Annotated in this window: 17 protein-coding genes and 1 pseudogene; 10 read left to right on the forward strand and 8 right to left on the reverse strand. The window is 38.9% G+C overall.

Annotation, left to right across the window (positions count from 1 at the left end; all coding sequences use genetic code 11):
• Positions 1-2: 2 nt before the first annotated feature.
• Positions 3-695 carry an ABC transporter ATP-binding protein gene (locus J655_RS13320; protein WP_005802976.1) on the reverse strand — a complete coding sequence of 231 codons (693 nt, stop codon included), beginning with the start codon at positions 693-695 and terminating at the stop codon, positions 3-5.
• Between the two features lie 44 nt (positions 696-739).
• Between J655_RS13320 and J655_RS13325 the strand changes: the two genes are divergently transcribed.
• Positions 740-1,363 carry an arylesterase gene (locus J655_RS13325; RefSeq protein WP_005129345.1) on the forward strand — a complete coding sequence of 208 codons (624 nt, stop codon included), beginning with the start codon at positions 740-742 and terminating at the stop codon, positions 1,361-1,363.
• A 35-nt stretch (positions 1,364-1,398) separates the two neighbouring features.
• On the opposite strand, the gene J655_RS13330 is transcribed toward J655_RS13325, so the two are convergent.
• Positions 1,399-2,013 (reverse strand): carbonic anhydrase, encoded by a 615-nt coding sequence (locus tag J655_RS13330; protein WP_032032996.1) that lies wholly within the window; start codon positions 2,011-2,013, stop codon positions 1,399-1,401.
• A gap of 284 nt (positions 2,014-2,297) precedes the next feature.
• Between J655_RS13330 and J655_RS13335 the strand changes: the two genes are divergently transcribed.
• Positions 2,298-3,323, forward strand: a complete 1,026-nt coding sequence (locus J655_RS13335; protein ID WP_005802979.1) for an alpha/beta fold hydrolase — start codon at positions 2,298-2,300, stop codon at positions 3,321-3,323.
• 25 nt (positions 3,324-3,348) lie between these two features.
• Positions 3,349-4,356 carry a hypothetical protein gene (locus J655_RS13340; protein ID WP_032041999.1) on the forward strand — a complete coding sequence of 336 codons (1,008 nt, stop codon included), beginning with the start codon at positions 3,349-3,351 and terminating at the stop codon, positions 4,354-4,356.
• A 23-nt stretch (positions 4,357-4,379) separates the two neighbouring features.
• Here J655_RS13340 and J655_RS13345 read toward each other — a convergent pair whose 3' ends face one another.
• Both J655_RS13345 and nfuA read right to left on the reverse strand, forming a co-directional pair.
• Complete coding sequence (locus tag J655_RS13345; protein ID WP_032052481.1) at positions 4,380-6,644, reverse strand: TonB-dependent siderophore receptor; 2,265 nt, start codon at positions 6,642-6,644, stop codon at positions 4,380-4,382.
• A 169-nt stretch (positions 6,645-6,813) separates the two neighbouring features.
• On the reverse strand, positions 6,814-7,452 hold the full coding sequence (gene nfuA, locus J655_RS13350) for a Fe-S biogenesis protein NfuA (RefSeq protein WP_002117617.1): 639 nt from the start codon (positions 7,450-7,452) through the stop codon (positions 6,814-6,816).
• A gap of 158 nt (positions 7,453-7,610) precedes the next feature.
• Here nfuA and J655_RS13355 point away from each other — a divergent pair, with 158 nt between their 5' ends.
• The 5 genes from J655_RS13355 (at position 7,611) to J655_RS13375 (ending at position 13,452) form a co-directional block, all read left to right on the forward strand.
• A complete protein-coding gene (locus J655_RS13355) occupies positions 7,611-8,228 on the forward strand; it encodes a rhomboid family intramembrane serine protease (RefSeq protein ID WP_032052482.1) in 618 nt (205 codons plus the stop codon).
• A 170-nt stretch (positions 8,229-8,398) separates the two neighbouring features.
• Positions 8,399-10,075 (forward strand): arylsulfatase, encoded by a 1,677-nt coding sequence (locus tag J655_RS13360; protein WP_032052483.1) that lies wholly within the window; start codon positions 8,399-8,401, stop codon positions 10,073-10,075.
• Positions 10,072-11,076: a formylglycine-generating enzyme family protein gene (locus tag J655_RS13365; RefSeq protein WP_031969081.1), complete on the forward strand. Its 1,005-nt coding sequence runs from the start codon at positions 10,072-10,074 to the stop codon at positions 11,074-11,076. Before J655_RS13360 ends, J655_RS13365 begins: the two co-directional genes overlap by 4 nt.
• A gap of 109 nt (positions 11,077-11,185) precedes the next feature.
• Complete coding sequence (locus J655_RS24575) at positions 11,186-11,350, forward strand: hypothetical protein (RefSeq protein WP_000854552.1); 165 nt, start codon at positions 11,186-11,188, stop codon at positions 11,348-11,350.
• A 554-nt stretch (positions 11,351-11,904) separates the two neighbouring features.
• Positions 11,905-13,452 carry a hypothetical protein gene (locus J655_RS13375; RefSeq protein ID WP_005802988.1) on the forward strand — a complete coding sequence of 516 codons (1,548 nt, stop codon included), beginning with the start codon at positions 11,905-11,907 and terminating at the stop codon, positions 13,450-13,452.
• A gap of 47 nt (positions 13,453-13,499) precedes the next feature.
• Here the strand turns inward: J655_RS13375 and J655_RS13380 are convergent, their stop codons facing one another.
• Together J655_RS13380 and J655_RS13385 are read right to left on the reverse strand one after the other, a co-directional pair.
• Positions 13,500-14,834, reverse strand: a complete 1,335-nt coding sequence (locus J655_RS13380; RefSeq protein WP_005802989.1) for a D-serine ammonia-lyase — start codon at positions 14,832-14,834, stop codon at positions 13,500-13,502.
• A gap of 165 nt (positions 14,835-14,999) precedes the next feature.
• A complete protein-coding gene (locus tag J655_RS13385) occupies positions 15,000-16,631 on the reverse strand; it encodes an inorganic phosphate transporter (RefSeq protein WP_005070664.1) in 1,632 nt (543 codons plus the stop codon).
• 461 nt (positions 16,632-17,092) lie between these two features.
• Between J655_RS13385 and metH the strand changes: the two genes are divergently transcribed.
• Positions 17,093-20,779: a methionine synthase gene (metH, locus tag J655_RS13390; RefSeq protein ID WP_032052484.1), complete on the forward strand. Its 3,687-nt coding sequence runs from the start codon at positions 17,093-17,095 to the stop codon at positions 20,777-20,779.
• A gap of 81 nt (positions 20,780-20,860) precedes the next feature.
• On the opposite strand, the pseudogene J655_RS13395 reads toward metH, so the two are convergent.
• Positions 20,861-21,085, reverse strand: a pseudogene (locus J655_RS13395) (transketolase family protein); the annotation flags it as partial.
• 24 nt (positions 21,086-21,109) lie between these two features.
• Complete coding sequence (locus tag J655_RS13400; protein ID WP_005802993.1) at positions 21,110-21,556, reverse strand: hypothetical protein; 447 nt, start codon at positions 21,554-21,556, stop codon at positions 21,110-21,112.
• A gap of 193 nt (positions 21,557-21,749) precedes the next feature.
• Here J655_RS13400 and J655_RS13405 point away from each other — a divergent pair, with 193 nt between their 5' ends.
• Positions 21,750-22,895, forward strand: coding sequence for an aldose epimerase family protein (locus J655_RS13405; protein WP_032005870.1), 1,146 nt, complete (start codon positions 21,750-21,752; stop codon positions 22,893-22,895).
• Positions 22,896-22,960 lie beyond the last annotated feature (65 nt).

Here is a 22,960-nt window from a genome sequence, read left to right on the forward strand (position 1 = left end):
GCTTAACCACCCTGTACTGTCTTTAGTCGGCCATCATCTAACTCAACATGACGCTGACAAAGGGTTGCTAAATTACGATCATGGGTCACCAAAATCAGAGTCGTACCTAACTCTCGGTTTAAATCAAAGAGCAAGCTTTCGATTTCTTGTGCCGTCTGACCATCTAGGTTTCCAGTCGGTTCATCCGCAAAAATAATTTGTGGTTCTGCAATGAGAGCGCGTGCAATGGCTACACGCTGCTGCTCGCCACCAGATAAGACTTTAGGCGTTTGTTCAACTTGACGACTCAGCCCTACTCGATGCAACCAATCTAAAGCTTTTTTCTCCGCTGTTTTATAATCAAAGTCTTTACGTAATCGTAAAGGTAACATCACATTTTCAAGCGCACTCAACTGAGGCAGAAGTTGAAAAGACTGAAATACAAAACCAATATGCTGCATTCTGATTTGGGCACGTTGTTCCTCTGTTAACTGATGAACAGCTTGACCACACAACCAGACTTCTCCTTCAGACGGTTGATCTAAAGTCGCCAAAATTCCTAGTAAGGTTGATTTACCTGAGCCGGAACGTCCCGTAATTGCTACCTGTTCCCCTTCAAAAATCTCTAAATCAATATCTTTTAAAATCGTAAACTGATTTTGGTTAATCTGAATAGTTTGTGTAACTTGATGGGCAGCAATGATGGGTTGTGGCATGATGTGAAAAGTCCTATGTATTCAGAATCAGGGTCGAAGTACAAATGTCTAAATCTTTTTTGATTGGTTCTAAAAGCATCATGCTCATCTCATTAAGTATGCTGCCCATGCTTGTATCGGCGAAAACTATTTTAATTTTAGGAGATAGTATTAGTGCCGGTTACGGAATTGATCCCAAACAAGGTTGGGTACAATTACTGCAAAAACGTTTAGACCAACAGTATCCCAAACAACACAAAGTGGTCAATGCAAGTGTTAGTGGAGAAACAACAAGCGGTGCTTTAGCTCGATTACCTAAGTTATTACAGACTTATAAGCCCAATGTTGTCGTGATTGAATTAGGCGGGAATGATGGCTTGCGTGGTCAACCACCTCAAATGATTCAAAAGAATCTGGATCAGCTCATTCAATTAAGCCAGAAACAAAAAGCCAAAGTTATTCTTTTTGGCATGAAGATTCCGCCAAATTATGGGGCTGCGTATAGCAAAGCTTTTGAAAATAATTATAAAGTTGTAAGTCAAAAATATCAGGTGAAACTACTACCGTTTTTTCTAGATGGTGTTGCTGGTCAAAAACAGCTTATGCAAAATGATTTGATTCATCCCAATGCTCAAGCGCAGTCAAAACTACTTAATTTAGCTTACCCATATATAAAAGGTGCCCTATAGGCACCTTTTATCTTTAAGCATTCTTTTTAATATGATCAGAAATCAAAAAAAGTAACTTCACCTGTTTCGAGTGAATATTCTGCACCAACAACAATTAATTCACCTTTTGCAATCAGGCTCTCTAACACCGCTGAACCATGGCGTAATTGATTTACAGAAGCAAAAACGTTTGAACGTACCGCATGACATGATAATTTTTTCAAATCATTTTTTAAGTCAGTCTGCATTAAAATTTCAACTGATGGACGAACGCGGTTCACAATCGACATTAGGTTAGATGATGGCGGGGGATCAGGATTCATTAACGTATCAATTGTTGCTTGAATCGCACCACAATGGCTGTGTCCTAATACAACTACAACTGGGCAGTCATAACGCTCTGCTGCGAACTCAACACTACCGACTTGTGAAGGTGCAACCACATTACCAGCTACACGGATTACGAATAAGTCACCAAGACCTTGGTCAAATACCATCTCTGCTGGAACACGAGAATCTGAGCAGCCAAGTACAATTGCAAACGGATTTTGATCCTTTGCCATTTCAGCGCGTTCTTGATGAGATAAGGTTTTTGCAAGGGAAGTATTTCCATTTACAAATCGTTGATTACCGGCTTTCAGACGATCTAAAACTTCTTGCGCAGTAGGCATTTTATATTTCCATTGTTTTTTCAAGGTTGGAAATCATTTTAATGTGTCAAAATTTGAATGTCACTGACAAAAAATAAATCCTTTTCTATGAAAAAATTTAAAAATACTTAACCTGTTTTAATGTAGAGCTCACTGCATATTCACTACTGTTTAGTGAAAAAATAGACATACTTTGGTTCTCGGATTGACTATAATTTTCTTCATTCCAAACATTTGGCAAATGACTCATTGGCAAAGTTTTTCAATAATTTTTCAAACTCGCTTAAGCTTCAAGGATGAAATCTATGACAAGGCTGTCCACATCAATTATGGCCTCTATGAAAAAAACTGCTACCGCCCTGACTTTGGCTTGTAGCGTATTGTCAGTGATGATTATTTCTCAAACACAGGCAGCCGATAATATTGATGTGACATTCCAGAATGTATTACAGCAAGAACGTAGCTGGGCAGGCCTACAAAGCAAAAGCTTAAAAGTCGGTGATGTGACTTGGTCATATAGCGAAGGCGGCTCTACAACAAAACCGACTTTACTCCTTATTCATGGTTTAGCGGGTAGCCGTGATAACTGGAACCGAGTGGCTCGTTATCTCACCACAAATTACCATGTCATTATTCCTGATTTACCGGGTAGTGGTGAAACTATCGTTCCTCAAGACTTCGATTATTCTGTACCAAATCTTGCTGAAAAGTTACGTCGCTTTGTTGAGGCTGCAAATTTAAAAGGTCCAATTCATATTGCTGGGCACTCACTCGGCGGCTCTATTGCCCTACTCTATGCTGGACAATATCCATTTGAAACGAAAAGTTTATTTTTAGTAGATAGCGGCGGTATTTTTCGCTCAGCCAATACAATTTATTTAAAAGATCCTGCTTACCTCAAACAACTTTTAGTGTCTAAAAAAGGTGACTTTAATTATTTATTAAAACAAACCATGTTTAATCCTCCGTTTATTCCTAAAGAGTTTCTTCAAGCTCAAGAAAAGTTGATGATTGATCAGGCACCTCAAACACAAAAACTGGTTGATCAATTGATTGCACTTAATAAAGTCTATACACCAGACTCCTTTGCGGTACTTACCAAAACGATCGATGCACCGACGCTCATTCTATGGGGCAAACAAGATAAGATTATTAATGTCGAAGTAGCAAGTGAACTAAAACGACTTTTAAAGAATGCTCAGCCTCCAGTTATTTTAGAAAATGTAGGTCATATGCCAATATTGGAAGCTGAACAGTTGGTTATGCAACAATATCTACCGTTTTTACTTAAAGTAGAAACAAATCAGTCGTCAAAAACGACCACACCTTAATAAAACTTCGGACTTGTGAGACCTTATGTCTACCCAACCACTTATTGAAAAACTTATTGAAGCTCATCTAGATTTTTTAGATGAGCAATTTGCTCAGACTCAGGTGATCCAGCAAGAGTTTGAGCAATTTTATCATTGGTTGGGGAGTCGGCAATTACAACATCTGTGGACTTTTGAACAAATTCAACAGCTCATTCAAAAGCAGATTTTAGATACGCCTGCTTCTGATTTCCTGATTGAACAAATTGCTGAGCATATTCGCTTTGCATTGATTCATCCTGCAAATGAAAGCGCAACTGTTGAAGATGTTATTCCTGTTCTAACGATTGACCGAATTGCACAATACGTTGCAAGTAAAGAAGAGCACCGTAAAAAACTGATTAAAACGATTGTGAATAATCCTGCTTTTTCGGCCCTGCTCACGCAACTGATTCAGCAAACAATGCATGATTATTTAGATGAATCAATGTCAAAGCGTGTACCAGGTGTAGGTCGTTTTATGAAAATGGGGAAATCTGTTTTAGAAACAGTAACCGATTCCAATCTGGACGATACGATTAATCATTATTTGCAAAAGAATATTTTAAAACTCAGCCAAATGAGTGAGCGTGTTTTAAACCAACATTTTGACAATGATAAGCTCTACCATTTTCAGGCAAATGTTTGGCATAAAGTTAAAACTATGCCACTTTCTGTTTTAAAAAATTATATAGAAACTCAAGATTTATCAAAAACGGTTGGTTTAGGGCATGAAATCTGGGACCACATTCGCCAAACTGATTATTTAAAACAACAAGTACATGATGGTATTTATACTTGGTATGCACGTAATCAAGAGCGTAGTTTTGACTTGTTACTTCGTGACCTCAATATCGATGAAAGCTTAGTGCAACATGAGCTGACCACGTTACTTGTGCCTGTATTACAGCATTTAATTACAACAGGACATTTAAGACGCCGTGCCCGTGTTTACTTAGAAAAGTTTTATTATTCTGAAAAAACATTAGATATTTTAAAAAATAAAGGCGCTTAAAGCGCCTTTGTTTTTTGTATTGATTAGAAAGAATATTTTAAAGAAGCGTAATAAGCTCGACCTGGTTCATTATAAGTTTGGCTGATTGAATTACTGTCTCGTAAAATTTGTTTATCAAACAAGTTGCTCACACCAACACGCGTACTTATATTGTCTGAAAATTTATAACCGACATTGATTCCAGCGGTACTATAGCTTTTTACAGTACTTGGCTTAAGCGCAGAATTTACTCCACCTGAACCAATCCCTGATTCGATTCTACTTTCTGCAAACTGACGTGATTTTTGACGACCATATTGAGTAAATACAAAATTTACATCTAACTGATCTGTGATGTCATAATCAAAAATTGAGTTAATTGTATAGATTGGAACTAAAGATAATGGATTACCTGTTTGTTTATCTTTTGAATCCATCATATACGTAAAGTTATTAGTCCAGCGGATATCACCGAAGTCTAATCCTAAGCTTCCTTCAAAACCTTGAATTAATGCTTTAGGCGTATTTTCCCAACGTAAGATATTCCACTTGGTATTGGTCACAGCTCCTGTATTTGCATTGGTACTTGAACCATCAACTGTTCCAACCACATTTGTACCAGCCACAATTTTATCTTTATAGTCATTGCGGAACCAAGTTAAGCTTGCATTCACGATATCTTTTTGGAACTGGATACCAAGCTCTTTGTTTACCGAAGTTTCTGGTTTTAAATCACCATTACCTTGTAACAAGCAACGTGACTCAATATTGGCCGGACAACCATTGCCATTTGTACTTAATAAATACCCTTCAGCATTTTGATACATATTCGGTGCTTTATAAGCTTTTGCTACCCCACCTTTTAAAGTGAAATAATCGTTAAGTCTTTGGGTAATATTTAAGCTTGGGCTCCAGTTAGAACCAGATTTACTATGGTCATCAAAACGCAGGCCTAATACGACATCTGTACTGTCTGTGAGTTTCAAGTTATCTTCGACATATGCAGAAGCAATACGTGACTCCATTTTACTGCGATCGCCTTTAGCCAATTGATCGCCATAACCTGAACCACTACTGTCTTTCCCTTGGTTTGTCGATACATTATCTTTAAATCTGTCTTCAACCCATTCAGTACCAAGTGTTAATACATGCGGTACATAATATTCAAAAGGAATATTGGCTTCACCATTAAATCGAAGAGTTTCCAAACGTGAAGTGGCTTTATCATCAAGATTATTAATTTTTCCTTCCGTGCTACCGCCAAGGCCTTCTGGAAGACGTTTATTATGCGTTTTGTCATATTGAGCAACGAGCTTACTCTTACCCCAAGACCAATCCCCCTCATGTGTTAATGCATAGCTATCACGGTACATAGTATTGGTTTCTTTACCAATAAGTTCTGAAAGAATCGCATCCGCCTCAGCATTTGCATTTAACTGAGAGTCACCAGAATAAATATTACCTTGTTTGCTAGAAGAGACATCAAGCAAAACAGTTTGCTGATCTGTTGCCTGCCAAGCTAAACGACCTGAAATATCTTTATTTTTAACGCCTTCACGCCCAGCTGCGGTACTACCAATTGATTTATTAATATCAACATCGTCAGCTTCTGTTTTATTGTAATTACCATATAAACGATAAGACAAAACGTCTTTGATCAGTGGCCCACTTACGTTAAAACCAACACGATTTGATGCACCTTCTTTAGAGTCTTCAGGCTGTGACGTATAAAACTCTACTGAGCCATGGGTTTCATTAGTCACTTTTTTAGTAATGATGTTAACCACACCACCTGCCGCACCAGAGCCATAACGAGCTGCTGCTGGACCACGTAAAACCTCAATCGATTCGATTGCTTCTGCTGGCACCCAGTTTGAGTCCCCTCGTGTATCACGCTCTCCTTTCCAGCCATAACGGACTGAATTACGAGAATTAATTGGTTTTCCATCCACTAAAATAAGCGTGTTTTCGGGCCCCATTCCACGGATATCAATTTGTCTATTATTGCCACGCTGACCTGTTGCGCTGTTACCTGTTAAATTGACACCAGGCATACGGCGCACATAATCAGAAATATCATTACGAACTGGTAGTTTTTCTAAATCTTCTTGGGTGATTACTGATACGCCGAGCGACTGCTTCACCTGCTCTTCAGCTGTTACAAAAATTGTTTCCAATTTCACTGGTTCAGCAGGCTTTTCTAATGCTTTTTCAGCTTGTTCTTGCTCATTTTGTGCAGCATAAGCCATAGACATCATACTTGCCAGTACTGAAACAGAAAGCACTGACTGGATAATACGCTTCGACATAAGTATTCCCAATATATTGATTTATTAAACATCTCTCATTTTCAGTTCCGCATTGTAACAAAGATAAATAAAATTACAAATGATATTGATAATAATTATCATTATTTATATTGAATAATAAAAAAACCTCATTGCGAGGCTTTTTTATTTTACTTTTCAAATAATTTAATTATTTGAAGTAAGCACCTTCAGCTTGTGTATGGTCTGTTTGGTCAACCACACGTTGAAGCTCAGGAATGTTCTCTCTTAAAGTAGTTTCTACACCTTGTTTCAAGGTAACATCAATTGCAGAACAACCTTGGCAACCACCACCAAATTTCAATACAGCAGTTAAACCGTGTTCTGGGTCATCTTGTACTTCTACCAAGCTACAATTTCCGCCATGCCCTGCAAGACCTGGGTTAATTTCTGCCTGAAGAATGTAAGTAATACGTTCTTCAATCGAAGCATCTGGACCAACACGTGGAACTTTAGAATTTGGAGCACGGAAAGTGAGCTGACCACCAAAACGGTCTTTGTTGTAATCAATTACGGCATCTAAAAGATAAGGAATAGATGGCGCATCAATATACGCAGGAAAATCAGGATAGTCCTGCTTATAATCCGTTGGGATCACTTCTTCTGGCGCACTATATGCCATACAGCATTCCGCACGTGGCGTACCCGGATGCTCAACAAAAATTCGAACGCCAATTCCCGGAGTATTTTGCTTCGTTAGTAAATCGTGCAAATACTCTTGTGCAGATGGTGTAATCAAAAGGTTTGGAATTTCTTCTGCAACAGCAGTGTTGGTGTTCTCAGTCGACATAACAATATTCCTCAAGCTGATGCCTTTATATTAACCGAAGATGAGGTAGATTTAAAAAAAATCAACTAAATTTGTCGGATTTATACACAACAGGGTTTCAAGTTAAGTTTTTAATGGCATTATTGACCTCAGTATTGATCATTTTTTAAATATTTCTTATGTTGCATTTGCCGTTTAACCATACAGTTACTCTTATTATTATTACGGTCATTATCTCTTTACTTGCTTTTAGCAATCAAAATGTAATGAACCGATTGATTTTTTGGCCGCCTGCAATGCAACGTGGACAAATTGATCGATTCATTACTCATGGCTTTATTCATGCTGATGGAACACATCTACTCTTCAACATGATTACCCTATTTTTCTTTGGCAGTATTATTGAAAGCTTTTATCGCCAATATTTTTACGACATGGGTTTTGTGTTGTTTTACTTAGGTGGCTTAATCTTTGCGATTTTGCCAAGCTATTTACAACATAAAAATGATGCGAACTGGGCCAGTCTAGGCGCTTCAGGTGCTGTTTCAGCGGTTTTATTTGCTTATATTCTGTTTCAGCCATGGAAGCTGATTTTTGTATTCTTCATTTCTATACCCGCTATTATTTTCGCTATTTTATATGTGGCGTACAGTATTTGGGCTGGTAAGCGAGGTAATAGTCATATCAACCATAGCGCTCATTTGTGGGGTGCAGCTTACGGGATCATCGTAACCATTTTACTTGAACCTAAAGTTATTCCACATTTCTTAGACCAGCTTACCCGTCTTCCTTTCTAAACGATATAAATCAAAGAAAAGCCCGTTATGGGCTTTTCTTTTTTTCTGATTTATTTATCTGCATAAATTCTCAGTCTTTTTTCTGATTTTCTTTGATCAATTCGTTGTTTTGTTTGCAAAAACCATCTGATTAAACTCATGCGAATTCTTTTAATAATTCAGATGATACAATGAAGTACAGAGCAATTTTATCTAGCCTTTCTATTGCCTTATTTAGCTTATCTCTGGCTGGATGTAATGACAACGATAATCAAGAAAATGTCGTAAGCACGCCTAAGCAACCCAATATCTTATTTATTATGGCTGATGACTTAGGCTATTCAGATTTAGGGGCTTTTGGTGGCGAAATTCACACCCCTAATATTGATAGTCTGGCTCAAGAAGGTCGCCTTTTAACGGATTATCATACTGCCCCAACCTGTTCGCCAACACGTTCTCAACTTATTTCCGGTACTGATCATCATTTAGCTGGTATTGGGGCAATGGCTGAACTCACACCAGAGCATTTGAAAGGACAACCAGGTTATGAGGGCTATTTAAACGAACGTTCTTTATCGATTGCCAAAGTACTTAAAGACAATGGTTATCGCACGTATATTAGTGGTAAATGGCATTTAGGCTTAACCCGTGAAAGCAATGCACATGCTAAAGGTTTTGATCATTCATTTACCTTATTACAAGGTTTAGACCATCATTTTAAACAAGCTCCAAGTGCCTTTAAACGAAATTCAACTTATACAGAAGATGGGCAAACTATTCCTATTTCAGCATTGCCTGATGACTTTTTCTCTACCAACTATTTTACCGATAAATTACTAAGCTACTTAGATTCAGGCAAAAATAGTGGTAAACCATTCTTTGCTTATGCTGCTTACACGGCACCTCACTGGCCAATTCAAGCCCCAGCCGAATATCGTGAAAAATATCGTGGAGTTTATGATGTAGGCTACGATTCAATTCGTAATGCCCGCATTGCGAGACAAAAACAGCTTGGAATTATTCCTACAAACTTTGATGCAGCAGAACCAATTGCGACTCAAAATGCTCCACAAAAATATGGGAAATGGGATGAGTTAACAGCCGAACAAAAGGCACTAGAAGCTCGTAAGATGGAAATCTATGCGGGTATGGTAGAAAATCTTGATGCCAATGTCGGCCGCATTATTCAATATCTCAAACAAAATAATCTTTATGACAATACTTTAATTTTCTTTGTTTCAGACAATGGTGCAGAAGGTTTTGTACGTGGCGGATATGGCAGTGAATCTGGTTTTGATAACTCAGTAGCCAATGTTGGCACACCTACTTCATATCACTATATTGGGCCACGTTGGGCCGAAGTCAGTGCGGCACCTTTCCACTTATGGAAAGATACGGCGGGCGAAGGCGCAACGACTGCACCTGCTATTGTGAAATTACCAAATCAGAAAAAAGCGGAAGAGACAAATCATAGCTTTGCATCTGTACTCGATGTTTTCCCTACCTTACTAGAATATGCTCATATTCCAGTACCACAAGGTCAATACAATGGCCGGGCCATTAATACGCCATCTGGAATTTCATGGAAACCTTTGCTTGAAAACAAAACCGATACTATTCGCCCTGCAAATTTTAGCTTTGCCGATGAGCTGCATGGCAGCAAATATGCAAAACAAGGTGAATGGAAAATCGCACTTCAAGGACGACCTGAATTAGGCACAGGGACTTGGGAGCTATACAACATTAAATTAGATCGCGGTGAAAGACAAAACGTTGCTCAGCTTTATCCTGCAAAAGTTCAAGAACTCTTATCAGTCTATCAGAAATATACTGAAAAAAATGGTGTGCGGGAATATAACGCCAAATGAAATTGAAACCTTTTTTAGTCACCACAATCGGCCTGTCTATCATGACGGGCTGTAGCCAATCTTCAAAAGTTTCTGAACCTACATCTTCGACGCAACAGCAAACATCTTTAGCTGATTTAGGATCTATTGAAAAGTGTAAAAACTATACTGGTCTGCCTCAGGGTTGGCTCAAACAGCCTACAGCAGGAATGGTTTTAATTGTCGATGGAGATTTTAACTTTGGTTCTGAAAAGGCTTATCCCGATGAACTTAATTTTGGAAAAAAGCAGCGCGAAGTCAAAGGATTTTGGATTGACCAAACTGAAGTTACGGTCGCTCAGTTTGCAAGTTTTGTAAAAGCAACTGGCTATATTACCGATGCCGAAAAACAAAAACAGGCTGCTGTTTTCTCACCAGACCCTCATCACCCACAGCAATGGTGGCAGCTAAAATCAGGGTATACATGGAAAACGCCAAACGGCGGTACTGGAGCTATAGCAAATCCTAATGAGCCTGTAAGGTATGTAAGTAAAAATGATGCTGAACATTATGCAGTGTGGCTAGGACGTGATTTACCAACAGAACTAGAATGGGAATATGCAGCTAAAGCCAATTCAAAAACTGATCCCCCTTTACATCAGGCCCCTACTGATGAACATCAACATCCGCAAGCCAATTACTGGCAAGGCGAATTCCCTTTTCAAAACCTAAATCAAGATCACTTTAAAGATGTGGCACCCGTTGGATGTTTTACGCCAAATAATTTCAAACTATTTGATATGATTGGAAATGTATGGGAATGGACATCATCTCCGTATCAAGGTGCTCATGACCAGCATATGGGAAATTATTCTGATTTACGACAACAACAAATTGCGAGCACACAATATGTAATTAAGGGCGGATCTTTTCTTTGCGCACAAAATTATTGTTCACGTTATCGTAGCAGTAGCCGCTACCCGCAAGATTTTGATTTAGCTGCAACACATGTTGGATTTCGAACTATTTTACGGTCTCCTTAATTTCTTCTTAATTAGACTTATTAAAGATATTTTTTAACCAAAATTAGATCGAAAAATAATCAAAATATTTTTATAGTACAAGTGAGAATGATAAAAAAGTGAGAACAAGATGAAAACTTTACTTCTTTGTGCCGCAGCAATTTTCACAATGTCACTATCAGCCTGTGCGGTCCATACACCTGAAGGTAGTATTGTGATTGACCCAGATTCACCATATTACGGACATCCAGGAGGCTTTTGCCCACCAGGACAAGCTAAAAAAGGACGTTGTTAGAAATTCCCTCTTTTAGAGTAATTTTTAAGTTACTCTAAAGAAATAGGCTTCAATCAAGTGATGAATTGAATACTAAATGGAGGGTTCCAGCCCAAAAATAGATGGGATGAAACTAGAAAATTATGGTGTAAAAAAATCACCATATCCCCAAGATTTTTAAAAGACAATCTTACGTTGTCTTCTATCTAGTTTCACCCCAATTCTTTCTTATTCCGTTTGACTTTTCTTACCGCTTAAGAAAAAAGTCTAGTTTTTAATCATTTCTGTATCTCTATTATTGATACATTTTGAACATTTTACCTTCAGGTTAATACTGATGTATTTGCTTAATACAAAATAAACATTTATGTAACGTAAGTCTATAAAAATGTTCTAAAAATGTGAAAAAAATTAAGACCAAAATGAGATGAATTTATCATAATAACTTTCTCTTTCACGTTTCATCACATAAATAATCAATATTATTTTGTCAGTTATTGCCACTCGTTTCCTTTCATTGGCATAGATAATGTATACACATGTATATTAACCCAGTCGTATAAACGAGATATTTTATGTCCAGCACAAGTCAAGTCGAAGGTCTACAATTTCCGGTACACGCCTCAACAAAAAAACAAAGTACATCTCTTACAGGCCAAGAGATTTTGTCAGAGGCCTTATCTATTGTAGATAATAAAACCGCACAACAAGTGTTGAATGAAAAAAACTGGCGAAAAAACTATCCTGTATATTTTAAAGCTCTTGTTAAACAAGGGATTTCTAATATCAACAACCCAATTACTATTGCGAAGCAAGGATTGCATAAAGCTCACCATATTTTTGATTATTATCGTGATGGTAAACACTACCTTTTAAAAGATGCCGTTCATATTGCTTCATCTACTCCTCTTTATACAGTAAAACTTAAAGGTGAAAGTGACGCAGCACCTGAATGGTATGTTCCCTATAAAGGACAAAAACTAAGTGGACAAAGCTTATTAGACCAGATTCAACGCTGGGAAGAGACTGGTATTATTGAGCCAAGTCATGCAAAAGCACTTCGTGAAGCTATTGCTCATCCAGAATGGTTCGATTTGTCTGACCGTACGATGGTGCTGTTTGGTGCAGCCTCAGAAGCAGGACCACTGCCTTGGTTAGCCAAATGGAAAGCAAATATTGTTGCTGTAGATTTACCAAACTCACGAGTCTGGGGCAAAATCCTAAATACAATTCAACAAGGGAATGCAACACTTATTGCACCATGTGTTGAAGCCGTTGATTCGTCAGCAAAAGCTTCGGAGTTAAAAGATAAGCTGGGTGCAAATTTACTGACTCAATTACCAGAAATAGCGCAGTGGCTGGTGCAGTTTCCACAAAAGTTAGATTTGGCAGCAATCGCCTATTTAGATGGTGAAAAGCATGTCCGCGTTTCCATGGCAATGGATAGCATCATGCAATTTGTGAGCGAGCATAAATCTGATACAAGCCTTATGTTTATGTGTACTCCAACCGATGTTTATGCAGTACCAAAAGAAGTTGCAGAGGCTGCTCAAGAGAAATTTAAATCCCGCAGAAAAATGCAAAAATTGGCAGTAAAAGGCGTTTCTGCTCTTTCGCTAAATCGTTTTTTTCAAGCGCCATACCAAGACTTGATTACATGTGAAAATGGAAAAACTTATGGTATTGCCGACTGCTTAGTGGTTGAACAAGGTCCAAACTATGCTTTGGCAAAACGTATTCAACAATGGCGTGCTATTTTGGCCCGCCATCAAGGACAACGTGTCAGCATTAATATTGCACCATCGACAACGACTCACTCAGTGACTAAAAATCCATTATTGAAAGCAGCTTTTAATGGCGCAGAACTTTTCGATGTAGAAGCATTTAGCCCTGAAACCACCAATGCCATTATGGCGGCGCTCTGGATTCATGACTTAAGAAATGAGTCTTCTGTGGCGAATCCTGAAACTGTCTTAGACCATCCGCTTGAACTTATGATGGAAGGTGCCAATCATGGTGGTCTATGGCGTGTGGCTTATTTAGCACGAACTGCCCTGCCTTTTGCGGCAATTTATGGTTTTGCTACCGAGAAACTGCCTTTTAGAAAATCATCTAAAAGATAATTTGATTAAAGCCCAATCTTAGAATTGGGCTTTTTTCTAAAGTTTCTTTATTTATCTTGAAAGTGTGATAGATATTTTTGCATTTCATCAGGCGGCACCATGCCGCCCCCGGTAGCCCATACCACATGATTTGCCTGTTGCAACTGCTCAGCTGTAAATTGGTGCAAAGCTAAGTAATCAGGACTCGTCTGTACATAATACGGTCCCATCATGCCTGCTACCGCAGAAGGCTCAAGCTGAATATTCTCAGTTTGATTTAAAAGCGCAATAAGCTCATATAAACGTTCATCATGAATGGTGTAGTAGCCATCGATTAATTGTTGCATAGCACGCCCGACAAAACCTGAAGCACGCCCTACCGCAAGTCCGTCTGCCGCAGTAACGTTATCAATGCCAATGTCATTGACTGAAATCTGATCATGCAAACCTGTGTGGACACCAAGTAACATACACGGCGAATGTGTTGGTTCTGCAAAGATACAGTGTACATGCTCACCAAAAGCCAGATTTAGTCCAAAACTCACCCCACCAGGCCCACCACCGACGCCACACGGCAAATAAACAAATAATGGGTGTTCAGCATCGACTTTAATTTGTTTTTGCTCAAATTGCTGTTTTAAGCGTATTCCTGCAACGGCATAACCTAAAAATAATGTTGTTGAGTTTTCATCATCAATGAAAAAGCAGTGTGGATCCTGCTCTGCGGCTTTACGTCCCTCTTCAACAGCTACTCCATAATCACTGGCATATTCTACAACGTTGACGCCGAGTGAACGTAGTTTGTCTTTTTTCCACTGTCTAGCATCAGCCGACATATGAACAGTGACTCTAAAGCCGAGTTTGGCGCTCATGATGCCAATAGAAAGCCCAAGGTTGCCCGTAGAACCTACTGCAATTTGATACTTAGAAAAAAATGTTCGAAATGCGTCCTGGTCGAGTTTACTATAATCATCTTCTGGTTTGAGTAACCCTGCCTGCATGGCAAGTTTTTCAGCATGTGTGAGCACTTCATAAATGCCACCACGTGCTTTGATAGAGCCTGAAATTGGTAGATGACTATCCTTTTTCAACCAGAATGTTCCGTTAAGCTGTACTTGTTTTGCTGAAGAAAGTGCTTGCTGCATATGAGCAATTTCAACAATATCTGATTCAATTTTTCCCTGTTGTGCTTGAGTTTCAGGAAATACTTTTGCCAAATAAGGTGCGAAACGCGCTAGTCTTGCTTCTGCTTCACTTACATCCTTAGCGGTTAGTCCAACTTTTTCTAAAGCTTCTTTTAAAGGATAGCGATGAGGTGTAAACCAAAATGTTTCTTGATAGGCTTGAAGTGTTTCAATAAGTGGAAATTGTTGTTTTAGCTGATCTATTTGAACCGCATTCATAATATATCCTGATATAAAATTTTAAGCCCAATCTATAAAGCTGTTTGATGGCCTATAACAACCTATTAATTTATAGATGAATGTATATGAAAAATAGTCTCAACTTTAAAAACTAAACAAATAAAAAAGCCACTGTGAACAGTGGCTTTAATTTTTTAAATGCTTTTATACAAACTGTAAGAATAACCAGTACAAACCACCTGACAAGCAGATTGTTGCAGGAAGAGTAAATACCCATGCAGAGAGAATTGTCTTCACAGTATTAAAGTTTAAACCTGATTTATTCGCGACCATCGTACCCGCAACAGCACTGTTTAAAACGTGTGTTGTTGAAACTGGCATACCTAAACCATCAGCAGCTGCAATTGTACTCATTGCAACAAGCTCAGCAGACATCCCTTGACCATAAGTCATGTGATGCTTACCAATACGCTCACCTACAGTCACAACGATACGTTTCCAACCCACCATTGTGCCTAGACCAAGTGCTAAAGCAACAGCCACTTTTACCCAAGTCGGAATGTATTGTAAGAATGAATCTAAGCTACTACGGTATTCTTTCACAAGCTTTTTCTGTGAGTCATCCATTTTTGGTAAAGCATCTGCTTTATCCAAACGCTTAAACGTCGTGGTGCTTAAATACATGTCATTACGAATTTCGCTAATTGCAGCTTCAGGAATATCTTTTAAGTTGCTATAGCTAGAAACTCGCTCACCCAAGTGATCAGTCATACTTGCCAATGCAGGCACAACTTCCGGAGTTTGCTGTTTAGTTTGAATATATTTAGTCAGAATAACACGTGCTTTTTCATCGGTTAATTCTGGCTGATTTTGATTCAAAAATACGGCAGTTTGAGAAGAAAGCTGATGGAATGATTGAACTTGCTGAGTATCAAGATTTTTATTTAATGAATAAGCCAACGGCACCAGACCAACCAAAATCAGCATGATGAGCCCCATACCCTTTTGACCGTCATTAGAACCATGTGCAAAACTCACACCTGTACAGGTAAAGATCAAAATTGCACGAATGATTGCTGGTGGTGGTTTATTCCCTTCAGGTGGCTGGAATAATTCTAATTGGCGTTTAAAAATAGTTTTAACCAACAAGAATACAATCGCTGCAAAAGCGAAACCAATTAAAGGTGAAAATAATAATGCCTTACCGACTTTAATCACCTGATCCATATCAACACCACTGGTCGTTACGCCAGTCGATGCACTCAATAGATGGTTCATAATGCCCACACCCAAGATTGAACCAATCAAGGTATGTGAGCTAGATGCAGGAATACCTAAGAACCAAGTACCCAAGTTCCAGAGAATCGCAGCAATAAGAAGCGCAAAAACCATTGCGAAACCTGCACCGCTACCCATATTCATGATCAATTCAACAGGTAACAATGCAATAATGCCGTAAGCGACTGCGCCGCTTGCAACCATTACCCCAAGGAAATTACAAAAACCAGCCCACATGACTGCAACCGGTGCTGGTAAAGCATTGGTGTAAATCACTGTTGCCACTGCATTTGCAGTATCGTGGAAGCCATTTACAAACTCAAAGCCTAAAGCAATCAAGAGTGCAGTTGATAAAAGAATAACTGAATAAAGACTCAAAGGTGGTACATGTGCTAAATCAGCACTCACCTGAAATCCAATATAAATAAGTGTTGCAACAATAATCGTCAGAAACACCGGCATAAAAAATTTAGGTGTCGGGACATGTACATTCGTCGATTTGACTTGCAGGTTTGCCGCAAGTTTTGAATCCGAAACAGGGGGTAGATTAGAATTCATGCAGACGGTAAGAGGATAAAAAAATCCTCTGTATTCTTAAATTAAATTATGACAATTATATGACAAAGCGGCGCCTGATGAAGTCAATTTTTCACATTTTGACCTCATTTGATGCACCTTTCCTCTATGATTTTTATTTTTTTATTTAAATACAATAATTTACATAAATCCCCACCCATCTATTTTATGACTATTTTTGAAGCAAAAATATCTAAAAAATTACCTAAACGTCTACTTTTTAAACACCACAACTGTCATAAAATCGAATATTGGAGATGAAATATTTCAATATCATGATCATTTTATGAATATTTGATGAAAAAACACCCTCTTTTTGTTCGAAAACACTTTTTTTACGACTAATTTACGGTGAATGGTGGGTCGTCATAGATCATCTATTGCGCAACTATTCTGTTACAATAGCGCCGCATTTTTAAATTCGTACAATATCGGGGTTTTATATGTCCACGCTTGCCACCCTAAAAGCGCTTCTTGCCAAACGTATTCTGATTATTGATGGTGCAATGGGTACCATGATTCAGCGCCATAAATTGGAAGAAGCAGACTACCGTGGTGAGCGTTTTGCCGATTGGGCACATGACTTAAAAGGTAACAATGACCTTTTGGTTCTGACCCAGCCTCAAATCATTCAAGGTATTCATGAAGCTTATCTTGATGCTGGTGCAGACATTATTGAAACCAATAGCTTTAACGGCACGCGTGTTTCTATGTCTGATTACCACATGGAAGATCTTGTTCCAGAGATTAACCGTGAAGCAGCACGTTTGGCCAAAGCAGCGTGTGAGAAGTATTCGACTCCAGAGAAACCGCGTTTTGTAGCAGGTGTGCTTGGGCCAACATCGCGTACTTGTTCAATTTCACCGAATGTAAATGACCCTGCCTTTCGTAACATCACCTTTGATGAGCTAAAAGAAAACTATATTGAAGCGACTCATGCGCTGATCGAAGGCGGTGCAGATATCATTTTGATTGAAACCGTATTTGACACATTAAACTGTAAAGCTGCGATTTTTGCGGTTAAAGAAGTCTTTAAAGAAATTGGTCGTGAATTACCAATCATGATTTCAGGGACCATTACCGATGCATCGGGTCGTACCTTAACAGGTCAAACTGCGGAAGCGTTCTGGAACTCTGTACGTCATGGTGACTTACTATCGATTGGTTTTAACTGTGCGCTTGGTGCAGATGCCATGCGTCCTCACGTAAAAACCATTTCCGATGTAGCAGATACCTTTGTTTCAGCGCACCCAAATGCGGGCTTACCAAATGCTTTTGGTGAATATGATGAAACGCCAGAACAAACTGCAGCATTCTTAAAAGAATTTGCAGAAAGCGGCTTAATTAATATTACTGGTGGTTGCTGTGGTACAACACCAGACCATATCCGCGCGATTGCCAATGCGGTAAAAGATATTGCGCCTCGTCAAGTTCCTGAAACTGTACCTGCATGTCGTTTGAGTGGTTTAGAACCATTTAACATTTATGATGACTCACTTTTCGTGAACGTGGGTGAACGTACTAACGTTACAGGTTCAAAAAAATTCTTACGCTTAATTCGTGAAGAAAACTTTGCTGAAGCTTTAGAAGTTGCACAGCAACAAGTTGAAGCTGGCGCACAGATTATTGACATTAACATGGATGAAGGGATGCTCGATTCGCAAAATGCGATGGTGCATTTCTTAAACCTTGTGGCTTCTGAACCAGATATTTCACGTGTGCCAATCATGATCGACTCATCAAAATGGGAAATCATTGAAGCTGGCTTAAAATGTGTACAAGGTAAACCCGTTGTTAACTCAATTTCTTTAAAAGAAGGTTATGACGAGTTTGTAGAAAAAGCTCGCCTGTGCCGTCAATATGGTGCTGCGATTATTGTTATGGCATTTGACGAAACAGGTCAGGCCGACACTGCTGCACGTAAGCGTGAAATCTGTAAACGCTCATATGACATTTTGGTTAATGATGTTGGCTTCCCTGCTGAAGATATTATTTTTGACCCGAACGTGTTTGCAGTTGCAACAGGGATTGAAGAACACAATAACTATGGGGTCGATTTCATTGAGGCTACAGGTTGGATTAAACAAAACTTCCCTCACGCTATGATTTCTGGTGGTGTGTCGAATGTTTCGTTCTCGTTCCGTGGTAACGAGCCTGTTCGTGAAGCCATTCACTCTGTGTTCTTGTACCATGCCATCAAGCAAGGCATGACCATGGGTATTGTGAATGCTGGCCAAATGGCAATTTATGATGATATTCCAGCCGAGCTAAAACAAGCAGTTGAAGATGTCATTTTAAACCAAAACCAAGGTGAGTCTGGTCAGGCTGCGACTGAAAAATTGCTTGAAGTGGCTGAAAAATACCGTGGACAAGGCGGTGCTACAAAAGAAGCCGAGAACCTTGAATGGCGTAATGAGTCAGTCGAAAAACGTCTTGAATATGCTTTAGTTAAAGGTATTACAACTTACATTGATGAAGATACCGAAGAAGCTCGCCTCAAAGCCAAACGTCCTTTAGATGTAATCGAAGGTGCTTTGATGGATGGTATGAACGTGGTTGGCGACTTGTTCGGTTCGGGCAAAATGTTCTTACCACAGGTTGTAAAATCTGCACGTGTAATGAAACAAGCTGTGGCTTGGCTCAACCCGTACATTGAAGCTGAAAAAACAGGTAGCCAATCTAAAGGTAAAGTCCTCATGGCAACTGTTAAAGGTGACGTACACGATATTGGTAAAAATATTGTAGGCGTGGTACTTGGCTGTAATGGTTATGACATTGTTGACCTTGGGGTGATGGTGCCTTGCGAGAAAATCTTGCAAACTGCTATTGATGAAAAATGTGACATCATCGGCTTGTCAGGGTTGATTACCCCATCTTTAGATGAGATGGTCTTTGTTGCGAAAGAAATGCAGCGCAAAGGGTTTAACATTCCTTTATTGATTGGTGGTGCGACTACTTCTAAAGCACACACTGCAGTAAAAATTGATCCTCAGTACCAAAACGATGCTGTGATTTATGTTGCCGATGCTTCACGTGCTGTGGGTGTTGCAACCACTCTCCTTTCGAAAGAAATGCGTGGAAACTTTATTGCAGAGCACCGTGCTGAATATGCCAAGATTCGCGAGCGCTTAGCCAACAAACAGCCAAAAGCTGCAAAATTGACCTATGCTGAGTCAGTTGAAAACGGTTTTAAAATTGACGAAAGCTATGTACCACCAAAACCAAATCTTTTAGGAACACAAGTTCTCACTAACTACCCTCTTGCAACCCTTGTAGAGTATTTTGACTGGACACCATTCTTCATTTCTTGGAGCTTGGCAGGTAAATTCCCGAAAATTTTAGAAGATGAAGTGGTTGGTGAAGCTGCAACAGATTTGTACAACCAAGCTCAAGCAATGTTGAAAGATATTATCGACAACAATCGTTTTGATGCTCGTGCCGTATTCGGTATGTTCCCTGCACAGCGCACTGACGCAGACACAGTGAGCGTATTTGATGAAGCGGGTCAAAATGTTACGCATACTTTTGAGCACTTACGTCAACAATCTGACAAAGTGACAGGTAAACCGAACTTGTCTTTGGCAGATTACATTCGTAATGACCGTGAGCAACAAGACTACTTAGGCGGATTCACTGTATCGATTTTTGGTGCAGAAGAACTGGCAAATGAATACAAAGCTAAAGGTGATGACTACTCTGCAATTTTAGTTCAATCACTGGCTGACCGTTTTGCTGAAGCCTTTGCAGAACACTTGCATGAACGTATTCGTAAAGAGTTCTGGGGATATAAAGCTGACGAACAGCTCAGCAATGAAGAGCTGATTAAAGAGAAATATGTCGGTATTCGTCCTGCACCAGGCTACCCTGCTTGCCCAGAGCACTCTGAAAAAGCGGTGTTGTTCGACTGGTTAGGTTCTACCGACAAAATCGGTACTAAACTGACTGAACACTTTGCAATGATGCCACCATCTTCAGTAAGTGGTTTCTACTATTCGCATCCTCAAAGCGAATACTTTAACGTGGGCAAGATCTCTCAAGACCAACTTGAAGATTATGCAAAACGTAAAGGTTGGACACTGGATGAAGCGAAACGTTGGTTAGCGCCGAATTTAGATGATTCGATTGTTTAAGTTCATATAAATAAACCTGATTAAAAAATAGGGCGTGAAGGAAATCCATCACGCCCTTTTCAATTTGAAAATTTAATCTTTTTACTTCAAATGTGCCTTAATCTTCTCTTTAACTGCTTCAGTTGAAATACCATAGCGATCATGCAAAGTGGGCAATGCCCCTGCATCTAAAAATGCATCTGGCAAACCAATCATGTCAAAACGAGGATGTTGCCCATTTCTTAGAAGTAGTGAGCCAACTGCTTCGCCTAACCCACCAATCACTGAATGATTTTTGGCCGTTAAAACAGGTCGGCCACCTGATGAGTTGGCGGATTGAGAAAGTAATTATTAAATGATTTGAATTTCCTCAACTCGTAAGTGATGCATCATCTCTCGAACAAATACAAAGTAGGTAAAAATATAAAGCTGATCTGGGGCTATTTGATTCGTGTAGTAACTTAAACGTTCAATAAAACCATTAAATCCATGCTCAAGCTCAGTACGGCTGATTTGCTTTTTAGCATTAAAAAATAACTGACTCAGTTGTGTCATGGCTGCATCAGACGTAACAGCTACACCACTTATCTTTAGATTTCTGAGTGGCTTTGACTCGATGATTTCTTCAATAAAATAAATCATCTTTTCAATCGCAAGCTCATCAATAACACCATTGCTAATACTTTTTGAATTAATAAAACCTAAGCCCTGCTCAAGGTGAAGGTGTTGGCTATCTAAATCAAACGAGAGACTATTTAGACCAAGCGAAAATTTTAAAACCGAGTCGGGATGAATCATAAAAATAGCTTACCGTTGAGTTTTACTCATAAGATTAATTTCTTTATAACCTTAAATTGTGCAAGTTTGTTCAATATTTAGAGTTAATGGCACTAAGCATCATTAACACTATCTATAATAAAAACCTCTTTAAAAAGATGAAAAATCAATCTTATATTCATCCAATCCTACGATTAAAAAATAGAGTATAAACATGAAAAAATTAGTAATTTTAGGTATTACGATTTATAGCTTTGCACAACTTACCAATGCAGCCACATTAAATGTAAAACCATATGGTACGACTCAAGACGGTCAAAAAGTTGATTTATACACCATGAGCAATAACAAAGGAGTCTCGGTATCTTTTATTAGCTTCGGTGGTGTAATTACACAGATTTTGACTCCCGATGCACAAGGTAAACAAAATAATATTGTTTTGGGCTTTGATGATCTAAAAGGTTATGAAGTCACTGATACCAAGGAAGGCATTCATTTTGGCGGATTAATTGGTCGTTATGCGAACCGTATTGGTAATGCTAAATTTAACTTAGATGGAAAAACGTATAACCTTGAAAAAAATAATGGGCCGAATTCATTACATAGCGGTAATCCCGGTTTTGATAAACGTGTTTGGCAAGTTAAACCCCTCATTTCTAAAGGTGAAACTGTTAAAGCTTCTCTTAAGTTAACCAGTCCAAATGGTGATCAAGGTTTTCCCGGAAAATTAGATGTAGAAGTGATCTACAGTCTTTCAGATCAAAATGAATTCCAGATCGAATATAAAGCCAAAACTGATCAACCGACAGTCGTCAATCTCACCAACCACAGTTATTTCAACTTATCAGGCGCTGGCAATAATCCTTATGGTGTACTAGATCATGTGGTACAACTCAATGCAGACCGTATATTAGTAACCGATCAAAACTCTTTACCCACAGGTGAAATAGCTTCGGTTGCAGGTACACCTTTTGATTTTCGGACACCTAAAGCAATCGTAAAAGATATTCGAGCGAATAATCAGCAATTGGCCTATGGATATGGCTATGACCAAACTTGGGTAATTAATCAAAAGTCTCAAGGGAAACTCAATCTTGCAGCTATTGTGGTTGACCCAAAATCTAAACGAACCATGCAGGTTTTAACCACTGAACCAAGCGTTCAAATGTATACAGCCAATCATTTACTCGGAAATGTTACTGGTGCAAATGGCGTACTCTATCGACAAGCAGATGCGCTAGCATTAGAAACACAGCATTTTCCAGATAGCCCGAATCAATCAGCTTTCCCTTCTACACGTTTAAACCCAAATCAAACTTATAACAGTGTCACCGTATTTAAGTTTGGTGTTCAAAAATAGTCTTTCTAATGAGGCTATGTTCATATTAAAAAGACTCTCAGCTAAATATGGCTGAGAGTCTTTTC

The organism is Acinetobacter sp. 1294243 (assembly GCF_000588015.1).
Taxonomy (GTDB): Bacteria; Pseudomonadota; Gammaproteobacteria; order Pseudomonadales; family Moraxellaceae; genus Acinetobacter; species Acinetobacter pittii.